The sequence below is a fragment of the Halorussus halobius genome, from assembly GCF_004765805.1.
Lineage (GTDB): Archaea > Halobacteriota > Halobacteria > Halobacteriales > Haladaptataceae > Halorussus > Halorussus halobius.
Window position 1 is genome coordinate 31,316 of record NZ_SBIU01000005.1, and the last position, 16,896, is coordinate 48,211.

The window sequence follows — 16,896 nt, forward strand, 5'->3', positions numbered from 1 at the left end:
CCGATTCAGTTGCTTCCCGTCGTAGTACGGCGGTTATGTCGCAGAAAGACTTAAGTATAGAAAGGACTAACTCGAAGTTAGGAAGAATGACTCTCAAGCACATCGAAGAACGCGACGACGTGTTCGCACGCCGGTACGAGTACGACGACGGCGAGATTCTGGCCGCCGACCTCGGGGTCGGGAGCGAGGCGTCCGTGGACGTCCTCGGCGAGGAGGCCATCGTCGTGGTCGAGGACGGCGACGAGACCCGCCAACTCGAGCTCCAACTCCCCGAGGGTGAGGCGGAAGCGTTTATCACCAACGGGGTCCTCAGTATCGAGGTGGGACAATGAAGCTCACCGTCAAGCCGTTGAAGCAGAAGGACGCCGGTCGCGGACTGGCCGCCATCGATCGCCAGTCCATGCACGAACTCGGCGTCGAGAACGGTGACTACGTGGTCATCGAGGGGAACAATCAGGGCCGAGCGGTCGCCCGCGTGTGGCCCGGCTACCCCGAGGACGAGGGACGCGGGGTCGTCCGAATCGACGGCCAGCTCCGCCAGGAGGCGGGCGTCGGCATCGACGACAGGGTCACCATCGAGCCCGCCGACGTCAAGCCCGCCAGCTCGGTCACCATCGCGCTCCCGCAGAACCTCCAGATTCGGGGCGACATCACGCCCCACGTCCGGGACAAGCTCAGCGGACAGGCCATCACGAAGGGGCAAAACGTGCCCTTCGGCTTCGGCCTGATGGGGATGCGCTCGGGCCAGTCCATCCCGCTCAAAGTCGCCAGCACCGACCCGGAGGGGACGGTCGTGGTGACCGACTCCACCGAGATAAACGTCAGCGAGCGCGCCGCCGAGGAGATCGCACAGGGCGGCGCGAGCGGGGGCGAGGCCACGCCCAACGTCACCTACGAGGACATCGGCGGGCTGGAGGGCGAACTCGAACAGGTCCGGGAGATGATAGAGCTCCCGATGCGCCACCCCGAACTGTTCAACCGGCTGGGCATCGAGCCGCCCAAGGGCGTGTTGCTCCACGGCCCGCCGGGCACGGGTAAGACCCTGATGGCCAAGGCCGTCGCCAACGAGATCGACGCCCACTTCCAGACCATCTCGGGCCCCGAGATCATGTCGAAGTACTACGGGGAGTCCGAGGAGAAGCTCCGGGAGGTCTTCGACGAGGCCACCGAGAACGCCCCGGCCATCGTGTTCATCGACGAACTCGACTCCATCGCGCCCAAGCGCGAGGAGGCCGGCGGCGACGTCGAGCGCCGCGTCGTGGCGCAACTGCTCAGCCTGATGGACGGGCTCGAATCCCGGGGCGAGGTGACGGTCATCGCCGCGACCAACCGCGTCGACGCCATCGACCCCGCGCTCCGCCGGCCCGGCCGGTTCGACCGCGAGATCGACATCGGCGTCCCCGACCGCGACGGCCGCCTCGAAATCATGCAGGTCCACACGCGGGGCATGCCGATGGCCGACGGCATCGACCTCGAAGAGTACGCCGACAGCACCCACGGGTTCGTGGGTGCCGACCTCGAATCGCTGGCCAAGGAGTCGGCGATGAACGCCCTGCGGCGCATCCGGCCCCAGATAGACCTCGAATCCGACGAGATTCCGGCCGACGTGCTCGACTCCTTGCAGGTCACCGAGCGCGACTTCAAGGAGGCGCTCAAGGGCATCGAGCCCTCCGCGCTCCGCGAGGTGTTCGTCGAGGTCCCCGACGTGACGTGGGACCGGGTCGGCGGGCTCGAGGATACCAAAGAGCGGCTGCGCGAGACCATCCAGTGGCCGCTCGACTACCCCGAGGTGTTCGACGCGCTCGACATGCAGGCCGCCAAGGGCGTGTTGCTGTACGGCCCGCCCGGCACGGGCAAGACCCTGATGGCCAAGGCCGTCGCCAACGAGAGCGACAGCAACTTCATCTCGATCAAGGGTCCCGAGCTCCTCAGCAAGTGGGTCGGCGAGTCCGAGAAGGGCGTCCGCGAGGTGTTCAGCAAGGCCCGGGAGAACGCCCCGACCGTGGTGTTCTTCGACGAGATAGACTCCATCGCGGGCGAGCGCGGTCGCGGCTCCGGCGGCGGGTCGGAGGTCGGCGAGCGCGTGGTCTCCCAGCTGCTGACGGAACTCGACGGGCTCGAAGAGCTCGAAGACGTCGTGGTCGTGGCCACCTCGAACCGGCCCGACCTCATCGACAGCGCACTCCTGCGGCCCGGCCGGCTGGACCGTCACGTCCACGTGCCCGTGCCCGACGAGGACGCGCGCAAGGCCATCTTCGAGGTCCACACCCGCGACAAGCCTCTGGCCGACGACGTGGACCTCGACTGGCTCGCCGGCGAGACGGAGGGCTACGTCGGTGCCGACGTCGAGGCGGTCGCCCGCGAGGCGTCGATGGCCGCCAGCCGGGAGTTCATCACCAGCGTCGACCCCGAGGACATCGGCGAGAGCGTCGGCAACGTCCGCATCAGCAGGGAGCACTTCGAGCAGGCGCTCGACGAGGTCGTCCCGAGCGTCGACCAGGAGACCATCGAGCACTACGAGGAGATCGAAGAGCAGTTCGACACGACCGACCCCGAGTCGGAGGGCGAGCAGCTGGGCCGGACGTTCCAGTAGAACCGTTTGCTGCGGGCGGCCCACGAACGCACCACCCTCACAGAGCGGTCGTGAAACACACGGGGCTCCGCCCGCCGGTCGCTTCGCTCCGGACGTCGCTTGGCCCGCTCGCTCGCCGCTGCGCGCTGCGTAGCGGCGAGCGAGCGGGAATCGCGGTGTACTCCGATTGAACGTCCCACCGAGCGCTACCGCTCGATTTTTCCGAACCCGACCCCCAGTCGCTACTCCAGCTTCTCGGCCGCGCCCCGTTCGACCAGCGGCTCGGCGTTCGCCGCCGGCAGGGTCACGACGTCCTCGCTGGCGAGGTCGTAGGTGCGCTCGTCCACGCCGAATATCTCGCCCACGTCGTCTGTGACCCGGACGGTCGTGCGCTCGGCGAGGCCGGCGAGCGGGTCGGTCGCGTCGGCCGCGTCGTCGGCTCCTGCGCCGGCCGACGGCGCGACCTCCTCGCCCGAGTCCGCCCCGTCGCCGGCCGGGGAACCGTCGGCCGCCCCGTCACCGACGACCGCGCCGGCCTCCGCGCTCGGGCGCGCCGACTCGGACGCGCCAGTCGCGTTCGAGGCCGCCGCCCCGGCCGAGTCGGAGCCGACCGGCGGCCCGTCGCCGCCCATCACGTCCGCCGGGCTCACGTCCGGCGCGCCCGCGTCCTCGGTGGCGGGCGGGCTCCCGGCGTCGCCCGCCGCCGGAGCGGTTCGGGCGTCACCGCTCGCCGGGTCGGTCGTCGCGGTGGCTTCCGAGCGCTCGTCCCCTTCGAGCACGTCGAGGACCGACTGCTTGTTGGCGTCTATCCGCGCGACCAGCTCGTCGAACAGCTCGCGCTCCTCGGCCGTCAGCCCATCCGGGTCGCCCCCGAGGTCCATCGCGGCGAGGCTGGCGCGCTTGACCACCTTGCCGACCCGGCGCTCGTAGAGACCCTCGGCTACCGCCTCGGCGGTCTCTATCTCGTCGGTGAGCCGACGAACCTCCGGGTCGTCGATGGCCCGGCCGGCCGCGCGGTCTATCGCGCGGTCGCGGCGCTCGCGCAGGTCGGCCACGTAGTCGGCCACGTCGGCGTAGAACGACTCCCGCAGGTGCTGGAGGCTGTCCTTCGAGCGCTCCTTGCTCTGTACCGTGCGGAGTTCGTCCAAGTCCATGGTTTGTGGGTCACTCGCGTCCCTTCTCGGCCCGCCCGCTCGCCATCAGGAACACGGCGACGTATTCCGGAACCGATACGTCACCCTCCGGGAGCGTAAAGCTTTCGTCGCGAAGCGCGACCGACCCGGGGTCGGTTACCTCGACCGCCACGTCGTGACCGACGAACGTGTCGGCGACCGCGTCGACGAGCGGGTCGAACGAGTCGACGTCGTCGAGGGGAACGCGGGTGACCTCCAGCCCGGTCCCGCCGTGGAGGCTGCCCGGCAGCCGGATGAGCCGCCGGAGGTCGGTGGTGACCGGTTCGTCGATGGCGGCCGACTCGTCGGCCACGACCCGCTCGGTCGTCACCGTCGCGAGCTGGCGGATGCCCGGCCCGCCCCGTTCGAGGTTGCCGGCCGCCAGCGTCTCGTAGTCGTCCGAGACCGCACCGAGGATGGTGGTCGCCCGGCTCTCGCCGATGCGGTCGAACTCCTGCAATCGGTCGAGCGCCTCCTCCTCGGGCAGTTCGAGCAGCTCGTCGGCCAGCGCCAGCATCGCGCGGTGGACCCGGCGACCCCACCCGCCGTCGGTGTCGAGCACGCGCCGGGTCGCGGTGGTGCCCATCTCCGTGCGCTGGAGGGCGTCGAGTTCGACCCCCTCGCCCCGGACGTAGTCGACGATCTCCCGGCGGGCGTCCCGACCGAGGTCGCCGACGCCCTCGTCGCGGACGTGAACGTGGTAGCCCCGGCCGCCCGAGAAGACGGCGGTGAGGTCCTCGAACCCGAAGTCGCTCGTGAGGAAGTCGAGCAGGTCCCGAAGTTCCGCCTTCCCGCGGGCCAGCATCTCGCCGTAGGCGTCGCGCTGGGGGTCGACCCCCGACAGGTGGTCGGCGTCGATGTCGAACACGAGGTCCGACTCGCGCCACCCCTTCGCGTCCATGTCGTCCGCGCCGGGGTCGTCGTAGCGTCCGGCCGAGAAGTAGACGTGGCGCGGACGCTCGCGCCGGAGGAAATCGCCCACCTCGCCCAGTTCCAGCAGCGACTGGTGGCGGACCATCCGGGTAGAGCCGTCGGTCCACGGGATGTACCCCCACTCGCGCGCGTCGGCCTCGGGCGGAAGCGGGAGGTCGGCCCGGCGTTCCCGGGTCGAGTCGCCGGACCCGGCGTCCCGCGTCTCCCGCCGGTAGTGGTCGCGGAACCGGCCCCGGAGGTACGCTCGGGTTCGCTCTTCCATCGCCTCGAACTGACGCGGCCGCAGGGATAAATCGTTGTTGGAACCGCGCCCGTCCGTCTCGCGGCGTCGACCGGGACCGGCCATCCGACCTTTTTTCGCGGTCCGAACCCAACTCCGTCAGCATGACCGACGCGACCGACGCGCTCGAACCGGGCGAGACCGTCCGCGAGCGACTCGCCCTCCGGACCGGCGGGTCGGTGACCGTGACCGACGACCGACTGCTCGTGGCCGCCGACGGGGACCTCACGCGAATCGCACTCGAGGAGGTGGCCGAAGTCACGGTCGAGGAGTTCGACCACTGGCTCGGCGTGCTGAGCGTCGCGCTCGTCGGATACGGCCTCTACTCGGTCTCCCGAAACGTCGCGCTGGGACTCGCGTTCGTCGCGGTCGGCGCTGGGGGTTGCTACTGGACCTACCGGAAGCGCGGGAAGGCCCGCATCGAGGTGGCCGGACGCTCGCGACCAATCTCGGTGTTCCCGACCGAGACGGACGCGCTCGTCGCCGCGCTGGACCCGGCGATGGCTGCGGACGGCGACGCTTCGGGCGACGCGTAATCCCGCCCGAGCGTGGGCAGTACCGGGCTCGACAGCGTCCCAATCGACTCGGTCCGCGAGCGAGAATCGACCGCAATCCGGCTCCTACTTCACTTCCCGCTTCCGACGGACGACTGCCGCACCGACGAGCGCCGCGCTCAACCCGACGAAGACGAACGGCACGCCGGCGTCGAGACTGCCGGCGGTCGTGCCAAGGAAGTCGACCGGCTCCCCGCCGTTCAGCGGTCCGACGTACCACAGCATCAGGTACGACACCTCGAACAGCCACGACGACCGGCTCCACATCCCCGCCGCGACCGCCAGCGACGGCGCGAACAGCGCGCCGCTCGCGAGGCCGAGCAACGCGGTCACCTGCCCCGTCCCGGCGAACAACGCCACGAGACCGCTACTGACGCCGACGGCCACGACGACGCCCGCGACCCACTCGGCGAGGAGCTGTCTGACCGGATAGCTCGACGAGAGCACGAGGTCGGTCGTCCGATGCTTGACCGCCCGCGTCCCGAGGTCCGACCAGACGAACACCGGCCAGACGAACGCCAGCGGGACCAACAGCCCGCGAGCGACGTCGGGCACGCCGCTCGACGAGCCGGCGTTCGCGAGCAGTCCGACCGGGGCAACGACCAGCGCGAGGACGCCGGCGTACCACCACCAGCGCCGGCCCCGGACCGCGAGGCGAAGCTCCGCCGTCGCGAGTCGCCGAAATCCGCCGGCATTCCTGTTGTCGACCCGCGTCAGCGACAGCGAGTCGACCGACGGGGCGTCGCTCGGCTCGGCGGTCGACTCGTCGCCGCGCCCGAACGCAGGTAACAGGGCCGTCACTCGCGACCAGCGGCCGGATTCGCTCGACTCGGTCCGCGACCGGGGTCGCTCCAACGGTATCGCGGCCGCAAGCAGGACGGCGACTGCGGGCACCGCGAGCGCCGCCCGCTGGACGTATATCCACAGCGGCCACGCCCGTCCGTCGTAGCGGAAGGTCAGTTCGTCGCCGGTCAGCGTCCCGAACGACGGGAGCACCCCCGCCGCGTCGGGAGCCGCCTGGAAGAGTGCGTCCGCAGTCAGCGCGTAGACGGCGAGGTGCCCCACGACGTCGGCCGCTCGGACCGCCGCCGGTAGTTCGCTCGGGAGCTGCCCCTCGGCGGCGGCGATTCCGGCGAGCGCGAACGTCGCGAGGAAGAAGTACCCGACGTTCCCGAGCGTTCCGTCCAGCCGGCCGACGCTCTCGAACAACAGCGCGACCGCTCCGACGAGCGCGGCCAGCGGAAGCCCCAGCGCGAGTATCGGGCCGACCAACGCGAGCGGTTTCGTCGGCCCGACTCCGTGGACGACGTGGTTGACGACCGTGGCGAAGCCGAGCGCGAGCAGGACGACCGCGCCGAGTCCGACGTTGCTCAGCCACTTTCCGACGAGATAGGCTCGGTCGGATATCGTGGTGCTCGCGGTCAACTGGTCGACGCCGTGGTGGCTGTCGCGGGCGACCGCTCCCTTCATCAGATAGAACCCGGCGAACAGCATCACCATCGAGGCGGTCATCCCCGCCTTCAGCCCGACGAGCGGTGCCGTGTCGACGCCGTGGACGTTCGTGAGCGAGTCGCCGTCGCTCAGCTGGTAGGCGAGTTCGATCTGGCCGACGTTGACCAGATAACCCAGATACGCCACGACCGCGAGTACCACGAGTAGCCGTCGCGAGCGCACTCGCTGGAGGAAGTCCGCTCGTGCGACGTGGTAGGTTCGGCGCACGTCACACCCCGCTCGGTTGGTCGACCGTGTCGAGGTACGCGTCTTCGAGCGTCGCCGAGACCGGCTCGGCGTCCTCGACGGGTCGCTCGTCCGCGAGCAGTCGGACGCTGACCCCGTCCGAGCGCTGGACGGTACTGCACACCTGATACTGCTCGCGAAGTTCGGTGAGGTCCGAAGGGGTCACGAGACACTCGTACACCGTCCCCGAGACCCGGTCGACGAGCGTTTCGACCGATTCGTGTGCGACCACCCGCCCGTCGTCGAGGATGGCGATCTCGTTCGCGGTCGCCTCGACGTCCGGGACGATGTGGGTCGAGAGGACGACGACCCGGTCGCTCGCGGTGTTCGTCAGCGCACTCCGCAACCGGACGCGCTCCTCGGGGTCCAACCCCACCGTGGGTTCGTCGACCACGAGGAGGTCCGGGTCGTTGAGCAGCGCCTGCGCGATGCCGACCCGCTGTCGCATCCCGCCCGAGAAGGTCTTTATCTTGCGGTCTCTGACGTGAACGAGGTTGGTCAGCGCGAGCATCTCGTCGATGCGGGCGCTGGTCGTCTCGGCGTCGAGGCCGCGCAGAGCGCCGACGTACTCGAGGAACTCCTCGAGCGTCAGGTTCGGATACGCCCCGAAGTCCTGTGGGAGATACCCCAGCACCGACCGGACGGCATCGGGCGACTCGACGATGTCGGTCCCGTTCCAGTAGGCCGCTCCGGCCGTCGGTTTCATCACCGTCGAGAGGATTCCCAGCAGCGTCGACTTGCCCGCACCGTTCGGTCCGAGAAGCCCGTGGATTCCCTCGCCGAGCTCGAGGGTGACGTCGCGGACGCCCCACGTCTCCTCGCCGTACCGCTTCCCGAGGCCCTCCGTGCGGAGTTTCACGAGCGCCCACCTCGGAGCCGCGGGGCGCTCGCGCTCGACGGCGGGCCGATGGGACGTCTATCCGCGGTTCCGGACTGCTCTGGGGCGGGGCGATGGAGGGGTGTCACGATGGGGTACTTATAAAATACATCTGATAAATATACCGGTTCGTTCATTCACGGTTCGTCACGCTTGCACGAACGACGGGTCGAGCAGTGGGCTGGCTGCCAACCAGCGTGACGCCCCTCTCACCGCAGCGGGAGCAGAAATTCGGTACTAGAGTTTAACTGCGAAGCCGGGACGAAAGGGAGCCGTGAGCTGAGAACCGCCGCGAGGGGTCGAGGCGGGAGCGCGGTGCGCCCCTCGCGGTCGACGACGCACGCGCCGCCTGCTCGCTACTCGTCCAGTCGCTCGCGCAGTAGCCCGTTCACCGAGCCGGGGTCGGCACTCCCGCCGGTCTTGGCCATCACCTGTCCGACGAGGAAGTTGAGCGCGCCGTCCTCGCCGGCGTGGTAGTCCTCGACGGCGTCAGGGTTCTCCTCGATGGCCTCGCCGACGGCACCTTCGACCTCGCCCTCGTCGGCCTTCCCCAGCCCCTCGCGCTCGATGACCGTCTCGGGGTCGTCGCCGTCGTCGAGCATCTCGCGGAGGACGACCTCCTCGGCGTTCTTGGTCGTGATCTCCCCGGTAGCGACCAGTTCGACCAGGTGCTTGAACTCGCCGAGCCGGGCTTCGACGTCGGTGATCGCCATGTCGCGGTAGTTGAGCTCGCCGAGCAGGTTGTCCGCGACCCACGTCGCGGCGAGGTCTGGGTCGTACTCGGCGGCCACGTCCTCGTAGAAGTCCGCGACCTGCTTGGTCGAGGTGAGCTTGCTCGCGGCTTCACCGCTCAGACCGTACTCCTCGCGGAACCGCTCGCGGCGGGCGTCGGGCAGTTCCGGAATCTCCAACCGCTCCTTCCAGTCGCTGACCCGCAGCGGCGGCAGGTCGGCTTCCCGGAAGTACCGGTAGTCCTTCTCGGCCTCCTTCGAGCGCATCGAGACGGTGATGCCGCGGCTCTCGTCCCAGTGGCGGGTCTCCTGGGCGACCTCCCGGCCGCGCTCGACCGCGTTCTTCTGCCGGGTCGCCTCGTAGGAGAGGGCCTTCTGTGCGCCCTTGTGGCTGGAGATGTTCTTGACCTCGGTCCGGTTCGCGGCTTCGAGCGCCTCCTCGTCGATATCGCCGTTCTCGCCGATGTCGCCGGCGTCCACGACGCTGAGGTTGGCGTCGATGCGGAGGCTCCCGTCGCGCTGGCTGTCGAACACGCCGAGGTACTCCAGGACCTCTTCGAGTTTCGCGAGAAACGCCCGGACCTCGTCGGCACTCCGGAAGTCCGGCTCGGTCACGACCTCCATCAGCGGAACGCCCGCCCGGTTGTAGTCGACCAGCGTGTAATCGGCGGCGTCGATACTTCCCCCCTCGTGCTGGAGGCTTCCCGGGTCCTCCTCGAGGTGGGCGCGCTGGATGCCCACGGTCCGGCGCTCGCCGTCGACCTCGACGGCGAGTTCGCCGTCCCGGCAGATGGGTGCGTCGTACTGGGTGATCTGGAACCCCTTGGGGAGGTCCGGGTAGAAGTAGTTCTTCCGGTGGAAGGTCGTCTCCGACGGGATGTCGGCGTCGATGGCCTTCCCGACCTTGACGGCGGATTCGACGGCCGCTTCGTTCAGCACGGGGAGCGCACCGGGCAGCCCGAGACACACCGGACAGGTGTGGGTGTTCGGCTCGTCGTCGGCCACCTCGGTCGAACACCCGCAGAAGATTTTCGTGTCCGTCTCCAGTTGTACGTGGACCTCCAGTCCTATCACGACCGCGAGGTCCGCCCGCTGGGCAGCCTGTGCAGTCATCACGGTCCCGTTGTCGGCGGGGGCGCTAAAGGCTAACGAACGGACGTTCAGCAGGGTTCATTACCCCGGGGTGAGCAAGTTCAAGAACCGTGAAGGCTCGGACCCGGTTCGGCGTGTTGATGCTGGTAGTCACGCTCGCGCTGGGCGGCGTGGTCTACGGCCAGCTCGAACTGGCGAAAGACCGTGCGATGTCCCAGGTCGAGGAGAACGTCGACCAGACAGCCGTCCAGACCGCCGACCAGATCGACGCCCAGATACGGCAGGAAACGGACTACGTCGAGTTCTACGGGTCCCAGCCTGCGGCCAGCAACTTCAATCGAAGCGACCAGTTCCTCGAACAGATTCTGACCAATCCTCGCATCCTCGCGGCACACATCGTCGCGTCGAACGGAACCGTCGTCGCATTCCGGGGCGACGTCACCCCGGAGGTGCGGCGAGCGAAACTGGGGGACGATTTCAGCAACCGGTCTTACGTCCAGCGCACTACCCGGACCGGGGACCTGTACGTGACCGACCCGTACCGCGCGAACGAGAGCGACCAGTACGTCGTGGTCGTCAGCGCGCCTATCTTCGAGGACGGGGAAATCGTCGCCGTCCTCGCGGCTGGCCTGCCGGTCGACGAGTTCACGTTCCTGCCGATGGTCCAGTCGCTGGAGACGGATACGCGCTCGGTGTCGGTCACCGCCGACGGTCGGGTGCTCTACGACTCGAACACCTCGGTCGCCGACGGGGTGGCGAGTACTGCGACCGTCGACTCCACCGGCTGGACCGTCCGCGTCACGCAGGACCGGTCGACGCTGGACGATCGGCTCCAGGAGATGGCCATCGTACAGGCGGCGAGCCTGGTGGTGGTACTGGCGCTCGTCATCGGCTTCGCCGTCTGGGAGTACAACGCCAACATCAGGCAGGCCGAGAAGCTCCTGGATGGCTTCCGTGCGCTCCGGGACGGTGATTACGACCACTCCCCGGAACTCGCGTCCGGCGAGGAGTGGCACCAGATTCGCGAGGGGTTCGACGAAATCGCGTCGTCGTTGGCCGACCGCGAAGCCGAACTCGAGGAGCGCGAGCAGCGCCTCCAGGTGTTCAACCGTGTACTCCGTCACAACCTCCGCAACGACGTCACCGTGGTCGTCAACTACGCCGAGTTCGTGGCCGAACGGACGGACGACCCCGCCATCCGGGAGGCGGCCGAGAAGATCGCGTCCCACGGCTGGGACCTCGTGGACATGAGCGAGAAGGCCAGCCGAATCGAGACGTCGATGCAGGGCGAGGACCCCGGACCGACGCCGGTCGACGTGTCGGCGGTCGCGGCCGAGGCGGCCGCGGAGGTCGATGCGGCCTACCCGGAGGCCGACGTCTCGGTCGACGTCCCCGACGAGCAGTACGCCCGTGCGACGCCCGCGTTCTCGGCCGCCGTCGAGAACGTCTGTGAGAACGCGGTCGAGCACAACAACGCCCCGGAGCCCGCGGTGTCGCTGACGGTCGAGACGGTCGTCGAGGCCGGCGCGGAGTGGGTCCGGGTCGCGGTGGCCGACGACGGACCGGGAATCCCGGAGCACGAGCGCATCGTCCTGACCGAGGGCCAAGAGACCGACCTCGAACACGGCAGCGGACTCGGCCTCTGGCTGGTGTACTGGGTGGTCGAGCGGTCCGGCGGTCGACTGTCGTTCGCCGAGAACGAACCGCGCGGGACCGTCGTCCGCATCGACCTGCTGCCGGCGACCGCCCCCGACCGCAGCGACGCGTCCGACCGGTGACGCCGGTCGGAAAAAGTAGAGAATCTTATATACGTCTGACGTACGTTTATGGTCCCTCCGTGGCCCATCACGGACATGAGCGACCAGAGTGAGCGGATCGAGGAGCTCGAGTCCGAGGTCGAGCGACTCGAAGCCACGGTGCAGGGTCTGACCGAGGAACTCGTCGAGGTCCACGACCGGCTCGAAACGCTAGAGGACGGGGAGACGCCGGAAGCGACGGAGACAGGTCGCGGTTCCGCCGAGGGGTCGCGCGTGCGCGAGGAAGAGAGCGACGAGGCTAAAGGCGACGAAGCCGACAACGAAGACGAGACGGGGGGCGATTCCGACGTCGGCGACGACATCATCGTGGCGTAACGGCCCCGCGTACGAGCACCCATGCACATCAAAAAGCTCGTCCTGGACAACTTCAAGAGCTTCGGACGCAGGACCGAGATACCGTTCTACGAGGACTTCACGACCGTCTCGGGTCCGAACGGCTCGGGCAAGAGCAACATCATCGACAGCGTGCTGTTCGCGCTCGGACTTGCCCGGACGCGGGGGATACGGGCCGAGAAGCTGACCGACCTCATCTACAACCCCGGTCACGCCGACGGCAGCGAGGAACGGAGCGGAACCCGCGAGGCCAGCGTGGAAGTCGTACTCGACAACGGCAGCGGGACCCTCGACCGGACGCAGGTCGTCAACGCCGCCGGCTCCGAGAACGTGGGCGAGGTCGACGAGATAACCATCAAGCGCCGGGTCAAGGAGACCGACGACAACTACTACTCGTACTACTACCTCAACGGCCGGTCGGTGAACCTCTCGGACATCCAGGACCTGCTGGCCCAGGCCGGCGTCACGCCCGAGGGGTACAACGTCGTCATGCAGGGCGACGTGACCGAGATAATCAACATGACGCCGTTCGAGCGCCGGGAGATAATCGACGAGATAGCCGGCGTGGCGGAGTTCGACGCCAAAAAAGAGGACGCCCTGGCGGAGTTGGAGACGGTCAAAGAGCGCATCGACGAGGCCGAGTTGCGAATCGAGGAGAAGCGCGACCGACTCGACCAGTTGGCCGACGAGCGCGAGACCGCACTGGAGTATCAGGGCCTTCGCGAGGAGAAAGCGGAGTACGAGGGCTACCTGAAGGCCGCCGAACTCGAAGAGAAGCGCGAGGACCTGTCGAACACGCGCGAGGACATCGCAGACCGCGAGGACGAACTCGCCGACCTGCAGGCCGAACTCGACGAGCGGCAGGGCAAGGTCGTCCGACTCGAGGACGAGTTGGAGGAGCTCAACGCCGAAATCGAGCGCAAGGGCGAGGACGAACAGCTCCGCATCAAAAGCGAGATAGAGGAGGTCAAAGGCGAGATATCTCGGCTCGAAGACGCGGTCGAATCGGCCGAGGAGAAGATAGCCGACGCCGAGAACGAGCGCCGCCAGGCGTTCGTGGAGATAGACCGCAAGCAGGAGGACGTCGAAGAACTGGAGAGCGACGTCCGCGACGTCAAGATAGAGAAGTCGTCGGTGAAGGCCGACCTGCAAGGCAAGCGGACCGAACTCGACGAGATCGAAGCCGAAATCGAGGCGGTCGACACCGAGTACGACGAGGTGAAGGCCGACCTCGCCGAGAAGCGCGACGAACTGGAGGAACTCAAGAGCGAGCGCAACGACCTCCAGCGCGAGCAGGACCGACTGCTCGACGAGGCCCGGCGACGGTCGAACGCCGAGAGCGAGGCGGAGACCGAACTCGACGCGGCCCGCGAGCGCATCCCCGAACTCGAAACCGAACTGGACGACCTCGAAGACGAGCTCGCGAAGGCCGAGCGCAACCGCGACCAGATCGAGGAGGTAGTCGAGGACCTCAGACGGCAGAAGCGCGAGCTACAGGACGACCTCGATTCGGTCGAGGACGAGCTACAGGCCAAACAGCAGGAGTACGCCGAACTCGAAGCCAAGGCCGACCAGGGCGGCGATTCCTCGTACGGGCGAGCGGTCTCGACCGTGCTGAACGCCGAGAAGCCGGGCGTCCACGGCACGGTGGGCCAACTCGGCGGCGTGAGCCAGCGGTACGCGACGGCGTGTGAGACGGCCGCCGGCGGGCGGCTGGCCAACGTGGTCGTCGACGACGACGGCGTGGGCCAGGACTGCATCGAGTACCTCAAGTCCCGCAACGCCGGCCGAGCGACCTTCCTGCCGCTGACCGAGATGCACGACCGGAGCCTGCCCTCGGCCCCGAGTGCGCCCGGCGTCGTCGACTTCGCGTACAACCTCGTCGACTTCGACGCCCGGTACTCGGGCGTGTTCTCGTACGTGCTGGGCGACACGCTGGTCGTCGAGGACCTCGACGTCGCCCGGGACCTCATGGGCGACTACCGGCTGGTGACGCTCGACGGCGAACTGGTCGAGAAGAGCGGCGCGATGACCGGCGGCTCGAAGTCGGGGTCCCGCTACTCCTTCTCGAAGTCGGGAAAGGGGCAACTGGAGCGAATCGCCGAGCGCATCAACGAGTTGGAGGACGAGCGCCGGTCGGTCCGCGAGGACGTCCGCGACGTCGAGGAGCGGCTCGACGACGCCCGCGACCGGAAGGGCGACGCCACCGACCAGGTGCGGTCCATCGAGGCCGACGTCGAGTCCACCGAGGCCGATCTCGAGGACGCGAACCAGGAGATAGACGACCTCGAAGCGAAACTCGACGAGCTGGCGGCCGAACGCGAGGCGGTCGACGAGCAGATGCAGGAGGTGGAGGCCGACATCGACGACCGCGAGGACGACATCGCGGCGGTCGAGGACGCCATCGCCGAGTTGGAGGCCGAACTGGAGGACTCCCGGATTCCGGAGCTCACCTCGAAGGCCGAGGACATCGAGGCCGAGATCGACCAGTACGAGGACCGCATCGACGAACTCGACGGGGAACTCAACGAGTTGCAACTGGAGAAGCAGTACGCCGAGGAGGCCATCGAGGACCTCCACGACGACATCGAGCGGGCCCAGAACCGGAAGGCCGACCAGGAGGAGCGGATAACCGACCTCGAGGGCAAGATAGCCGACCAGGAGGCGCTGCTCGAACAGAAGCGCGAGGCGGTCGCGGACCTCGAAGACGAACTCGCCGACCTCAAAGACGAACGCGCGGACGTCAAGGACGACCTCCGGGCCGCCCAGCAGGCTCGCGACGACAAGCAGTCGGAGGTCGAGTCGGTACAGAACCGGCTGGAGAGCCTGCGCCGGGCCGAGGACCGACTGGCCGAGGACGTCGCCGACCTCGAAGAGCGGGTCGGTGAGTACGAGGCCGACGAGATTCCCGACTTGGACGCGGTCGAGGACAACATCTCGCGGCTCGAACGTCAGATGGAGGCGCTCGAACCCGTGAACATGCTGGCCATCGAGGAGTACGACGACGTGAAGGCCGACCTCGACAACCTCGAAGAGCGCAAGACGGTGCTGGTCGAGGAGCGCGAGGGGATACGCGACCGCATCGAGTCGTACGAGGACCAGAAGAAGGCGACGTTCATGGACGCCTACGAGGCCATCGACGACCAGTTCGAGGACATCTTCGAGCGCCTCTCGAACGGCACGGGCGAACTCCACCTCGAAGACGAGGCCGACCCCTTCGACGGTGGCCTGACGATGAAGGCCCAGCCGGGCGACAAGCCCATCCAGCGTCTCGACGCGATGTCGGGCGGCGAGAAGAGCCTGACCGCGCTCGCCTTTATCTTCGCCATCCAGCGGTACAACCCCGCGCCGTTCTACGCGCTCGACGAGGTCGACGCCTTCCTCGACGCCGCAAACGCCGAGCGCGTGGGCGAGATGGTCGACGAACTCGCGGGCGACGCCCAGTTCGTCGTGGTGAGCCACCGGTCGGCGATGATGGAACGCTCGGAGCGCGCCATCGGCGTCACGATGCAGGGCGACAACGTCAGTACCGTGACGGGCATCCAGTTGGGCGAGGACGGCGAGGAGGAGGTGCCGGCGGATGACTAGCGAGGAGCGACGCTCCTCGGAGAACGCGAGCGGCGAAGCCGCGAGCAGCGAGGAGCGACGCGACGAAGACGGCTTCTCCCTGACCATCGCGGACCACGAGGCCGAGACGCGCGAGCGCGAGGACGACGCGACTCCCGACCCCGACGCCATTCTCGGCGAGGAACTCGACGTCGAGACCGACCCGGACGACGAGGAGGCCGAGCCGGTCGAACTCCTCGTCCAACTGGCCGAGTCCGGCGAGATAGAGCCGTGGGACATCGACATCGTGCGGGTCACCGACAAGTTCCTCGACGCGCTCGACGAGGCCGACCTCAGGACCTCCGGCCGGGCGCTGTTCTACGCCAGCGTCCTGCTCCGGATGAAGAGCGACGCCATGCTGTCCGACGACGACGAGGAGGAGCCCGAGGAGTCGTGGGACGACTGGGAGCCGGGGATGGACGCACCGATGCCCGACGACCCCGAGGGCGACCGCCCGGCCTACGACCCGGTCGCCAGTCTCGAAGCCGAGATGGACCGTCGGATGGAGCGCAAGACCGCACGGGGAACGCCCGAGACGCTCGACGAACTCGTCCGGGAGTTGCGAGAGCGCGAGCGCGATTCGTGGTGGAAGGACTCCCGGAGCTACGACACCACCGACTCGCCCAGCGGGTTCGACCGCGGTACCCAGACGCTGGACTACCGGCCCGACGACGCGATGCGGGTCGACGACGAGCCCACGGCCGACGAGACGCTGGGCAACGCCCACGACGAGGACATCGAGGCGGTCATCGACGACGTTCGCGAGGAACTGTCGACCCACTACGACGCTGGCCGCGAGGAAGTGCTGTACGCCGAAGTAGAGACGGCGGGCGGAACCCGTATCGAGACGTTCCTCGCGGTGCTGTTCCTCTCCCATCGCGGGGTCGTCACGCTGGATCAAGACGAGATGTTCGGCGACCTCTGGGTGGTGGATGCCGACGCGGAAGACGACGTGGAGACGCCGGCGATTGCGGACTAGGGACCGGTCGACTCTCGCGGCGGTCGACATTCGGATTCTCGTTTCGTCCACTCGAACCGGAGTCTCGTCTCATACACTGATGAACTTCTCGCTGGCGCGCGCGTCGCTCGCGCGCGAGGGACGAGTGAGCGGAGCGAACGAGGAGGCTGGGGAGGGGTGAGGTCCGTCGTTGCGGTTGCGGTGCGGTTTCCCTAGGTCTCGGACGTAGCTAGC

Annotated in this window: 12 protein-coding genes; 7 read left to right on the plus strand and 5 right to left on the minus strand. The window is 68.1% G+C overall.

What is annotated here, in order from left to right:
- The first annotated feature begins 86 nt into the window (after positions 1-86).
- Positions 87-332, plus strand: coding sequence for a DUF7127 family protein (locus EPL03_RS14425; RefSeq protein WP_135830046.1), 246 nt, complete (start codon positions 87-89; stop codon positions 330-332).
- Complete coding sequence (locus EPL03_RS14430) at positions 329-2,593, plus strand: CDC48 family AAA ATPase (RefSeq protein WP_135830047.1); 2,265 nt, start codon at positions 329-331, stop codon at positions 2,591-2,593. The genes EPL03_RS14425 and EPL03_RS14430 overlap by 4 nt, the downstream gene beginning before the upstream one ends.
- A 221-nt stretch (positions 2,594-2,814) precedes the next feature.
- Here EPL03_RS14430 and EPL03_RS14435 read toward each other — a convergent pair whose 3' ends face one another.
- Positions 2,815-3,726, minus strand: a complete 912-nt coding sequence (locus tag EPL03_RS14435; RefSeq protein ID WP_135830048.1) for a hypothetical protein — start codon at positions 3,724-3,726, stop codon at positions 2,815-2,817.
- A gap of 10 nt (positions 3,727-3,736) precedes the next feature.
- The gene (gene priS / locus EPL03_RS14440) at positions 3,737-4,939 is read right to left on the minus strand and encodes a DNA primase catalytic subunit PriS (protein WP_135830049.1); all 1,203 of its coding nucleotides are present in this window, start codon (positions 4,937-4,939) and stop codon (positions 3,737-3,739) included.
- A gap of 122 nt (positions 4,940-5,061) precedes the next feature.
- Here priS and EPL03_RS14445 point away from each other — a divergent pair, with 122 nt between their 5' ends.
- The gene (locus EPL03_RS14445) at positions 5,062-5,493 is read left to right on the plus strand and encodes a hypothetical protein (RefSeq protein ID WP_135830050.1); all 432 of its coding nucleotides are present in this window, start codon (positions 5,062-5,064) and stop codon (positions 5,491-5,493) included.
- Positions 5,494-5,577: 84 nt separating this feature from the next.
- Here EPL03_RS14445 and EPL03_RS14450 read toward each other — a convergent pair whose 3' ends face one another.
- From EPL03_RS14450 to gatB, 3 genes are all read right to left on the minus strand, one after another.
- Entirely contained in the window at positions 5,578-7,230 is a 1,653-nt protein-coding gene (locus tag EPL03_RS14450) for an ABC-2 transporter permease (RefSeq protein WP_135830051.1), read from the minus strand.
- 1 nt (position 7,231) lies between these two features.
- On the minus strand, positions 7,232-8,107 hold the full coding sequence (locus EPL03_RS14455) for an ABC transporter ATP-binding protein (protein ID WP_135830052.1): 876 nt from the start codon (positions 8,105-8,107) through the stop codon (positions 7,232-7,234).
- 374 nt (positions 8,108-8,481) lie between these two features.
- The gene (gene gatB, locus EPL03_RS14460) at positions 8,482-9,969 is read right to left on the minus strand and encodes an Asp-tRNA(Asn)/Glu-tRNA(Gln) amidotransferase subunit GatB (protein ID WP_135830053.1); all 1,488 of its coding nucleotides are present in this window, start codon (positions 9,967-9,969) and stop codon (positions 8,482-8,484) included.
- A gap of 119 nt (positions 9,970-10,088) precedes the next feature.
- On the opposite strand from gatB, the gene EPL03_RS14465 reads away from it, so the two are divergent.
- From EPL03_RS14465 to EPL03_RS14480, 4 genes are all read left to right on the plus strand, one after another.
- Complete coding sequence (locus EPL03_RS14465; RefSeq protein ID WP_135830054.1) at positions 10,089-11,726, plus strand: sensor histidine kinase; 1,638 nt, start codon at positions 10,089-10,091, stop codon at positions 11,724-11,726.
- 75 nt (positions 11,727-11,801) lie between these two features.
- On the plus strand, positions 11,802-12,080 hold the full coding sequence (locus tag EPL03_RS14470) for a DUF7518 family protein (RefSeq protein ID WP_135830055.1): 279 nt from the start codon (positions 11,802-11,804) through the stop codon (positions 12,078-12,080).
- Between the two features lie 21 nt (positions 12,081-12,101).
- Entirely contained in the window at positions 12,102-15,686 is a 3,585-nt protein-coding gene (gene smc / locus EPL03_RS14475) for a chromosome segregation protein SMC (RefSeq protein ID WP_135830056.1), read from the plus strand.
- Positions 15,679-16,683, plus strand: a complete 1,005-nt coding sequence (locus EPL03_RS14480) for a segregation and condensation protein A (RefSeq protein ID WP_135830057.1) — start codon at positions 15,679-15,681, stop codon at positions 16,681-16,683. The genes smc and EPL03_RS14480 overlap by 8 nt, the downstream gene beginning before the upstream one ends.
- Positions 16,684-16,896: the final 213 nt, after the last annotated feature.

Bases quoted from the DNA above. Each gene is read 5' to 3' on its own strand.
- gatB (WP_135830053.1), bottom strand. From the start codon at position 9,969: ATGACTGCACAGGCTGCCCAGCGGGCGGACCTCGCGGTCGTGATAGGA.
- EPL03_RS14435 (WP_135830048.1), bottom strand. From the start codon at position 3,726: ATGGACTTGGACGAACTCCGCACGGTACAGAGCAAGGAGCGCTCGAAG.
- EPL03_RS14470 (WP_135830055.1), top strand. From the start codon at position 11,802: ATGAGCGACCAGAGTGAGCGGATCGAGGAGCTCGAGTCCGAGGTCGAG.
- smc (WP_135830056.1), top strand. From the start codon at position 12,102: ATGCACATCAAAAAGCTCGTCCTGGACAACTTCAAGAGCTTCGGACGC.
- EPL03_RS14465 (WP_135830054.1), top strand. From the start codon at position 10,089: ATGCTGGTAGTCACGCTCGCGCTGGGCGGCGTGGTCTACGGCCAGCTC.
- EPL03_RS14480 (WP_135830057.1), top strand. From the start codon at position 15,679: ATGACTAGCGAGGAGCGACGCTCCTCGGAGAACGCGAGCGGCGAAGCC.
- priS (WP_135830049.1), bottom strand. From the start codon at position 4,939: ATGGAAGAGCGAACCCGAGCGTACCTCCGGGGCCGGTTCCGCGACCAC.
- EPL03_RS14425 (WP_135830046.1), top strand. From the start codon at position 87: ATGACTCTCAAGCACATCGAAGAACGCGACGACGTGTTCGCACGCCGG.
- EPL03_RS14430 (WP_135830047.1), top strand. From the start codon at position 329: ATGAAGCTCACCGTCAAGCCGTTGAAGCAGAAGGACGCCGGTCGCGGA.
- EPL03_RS14445 (WP_135830050.1), top strand. From the start codon at position 5,062: ATGACCGACGCGACCGACGCGCTCGAACCGGGCGAGACCGTCCGCGAG.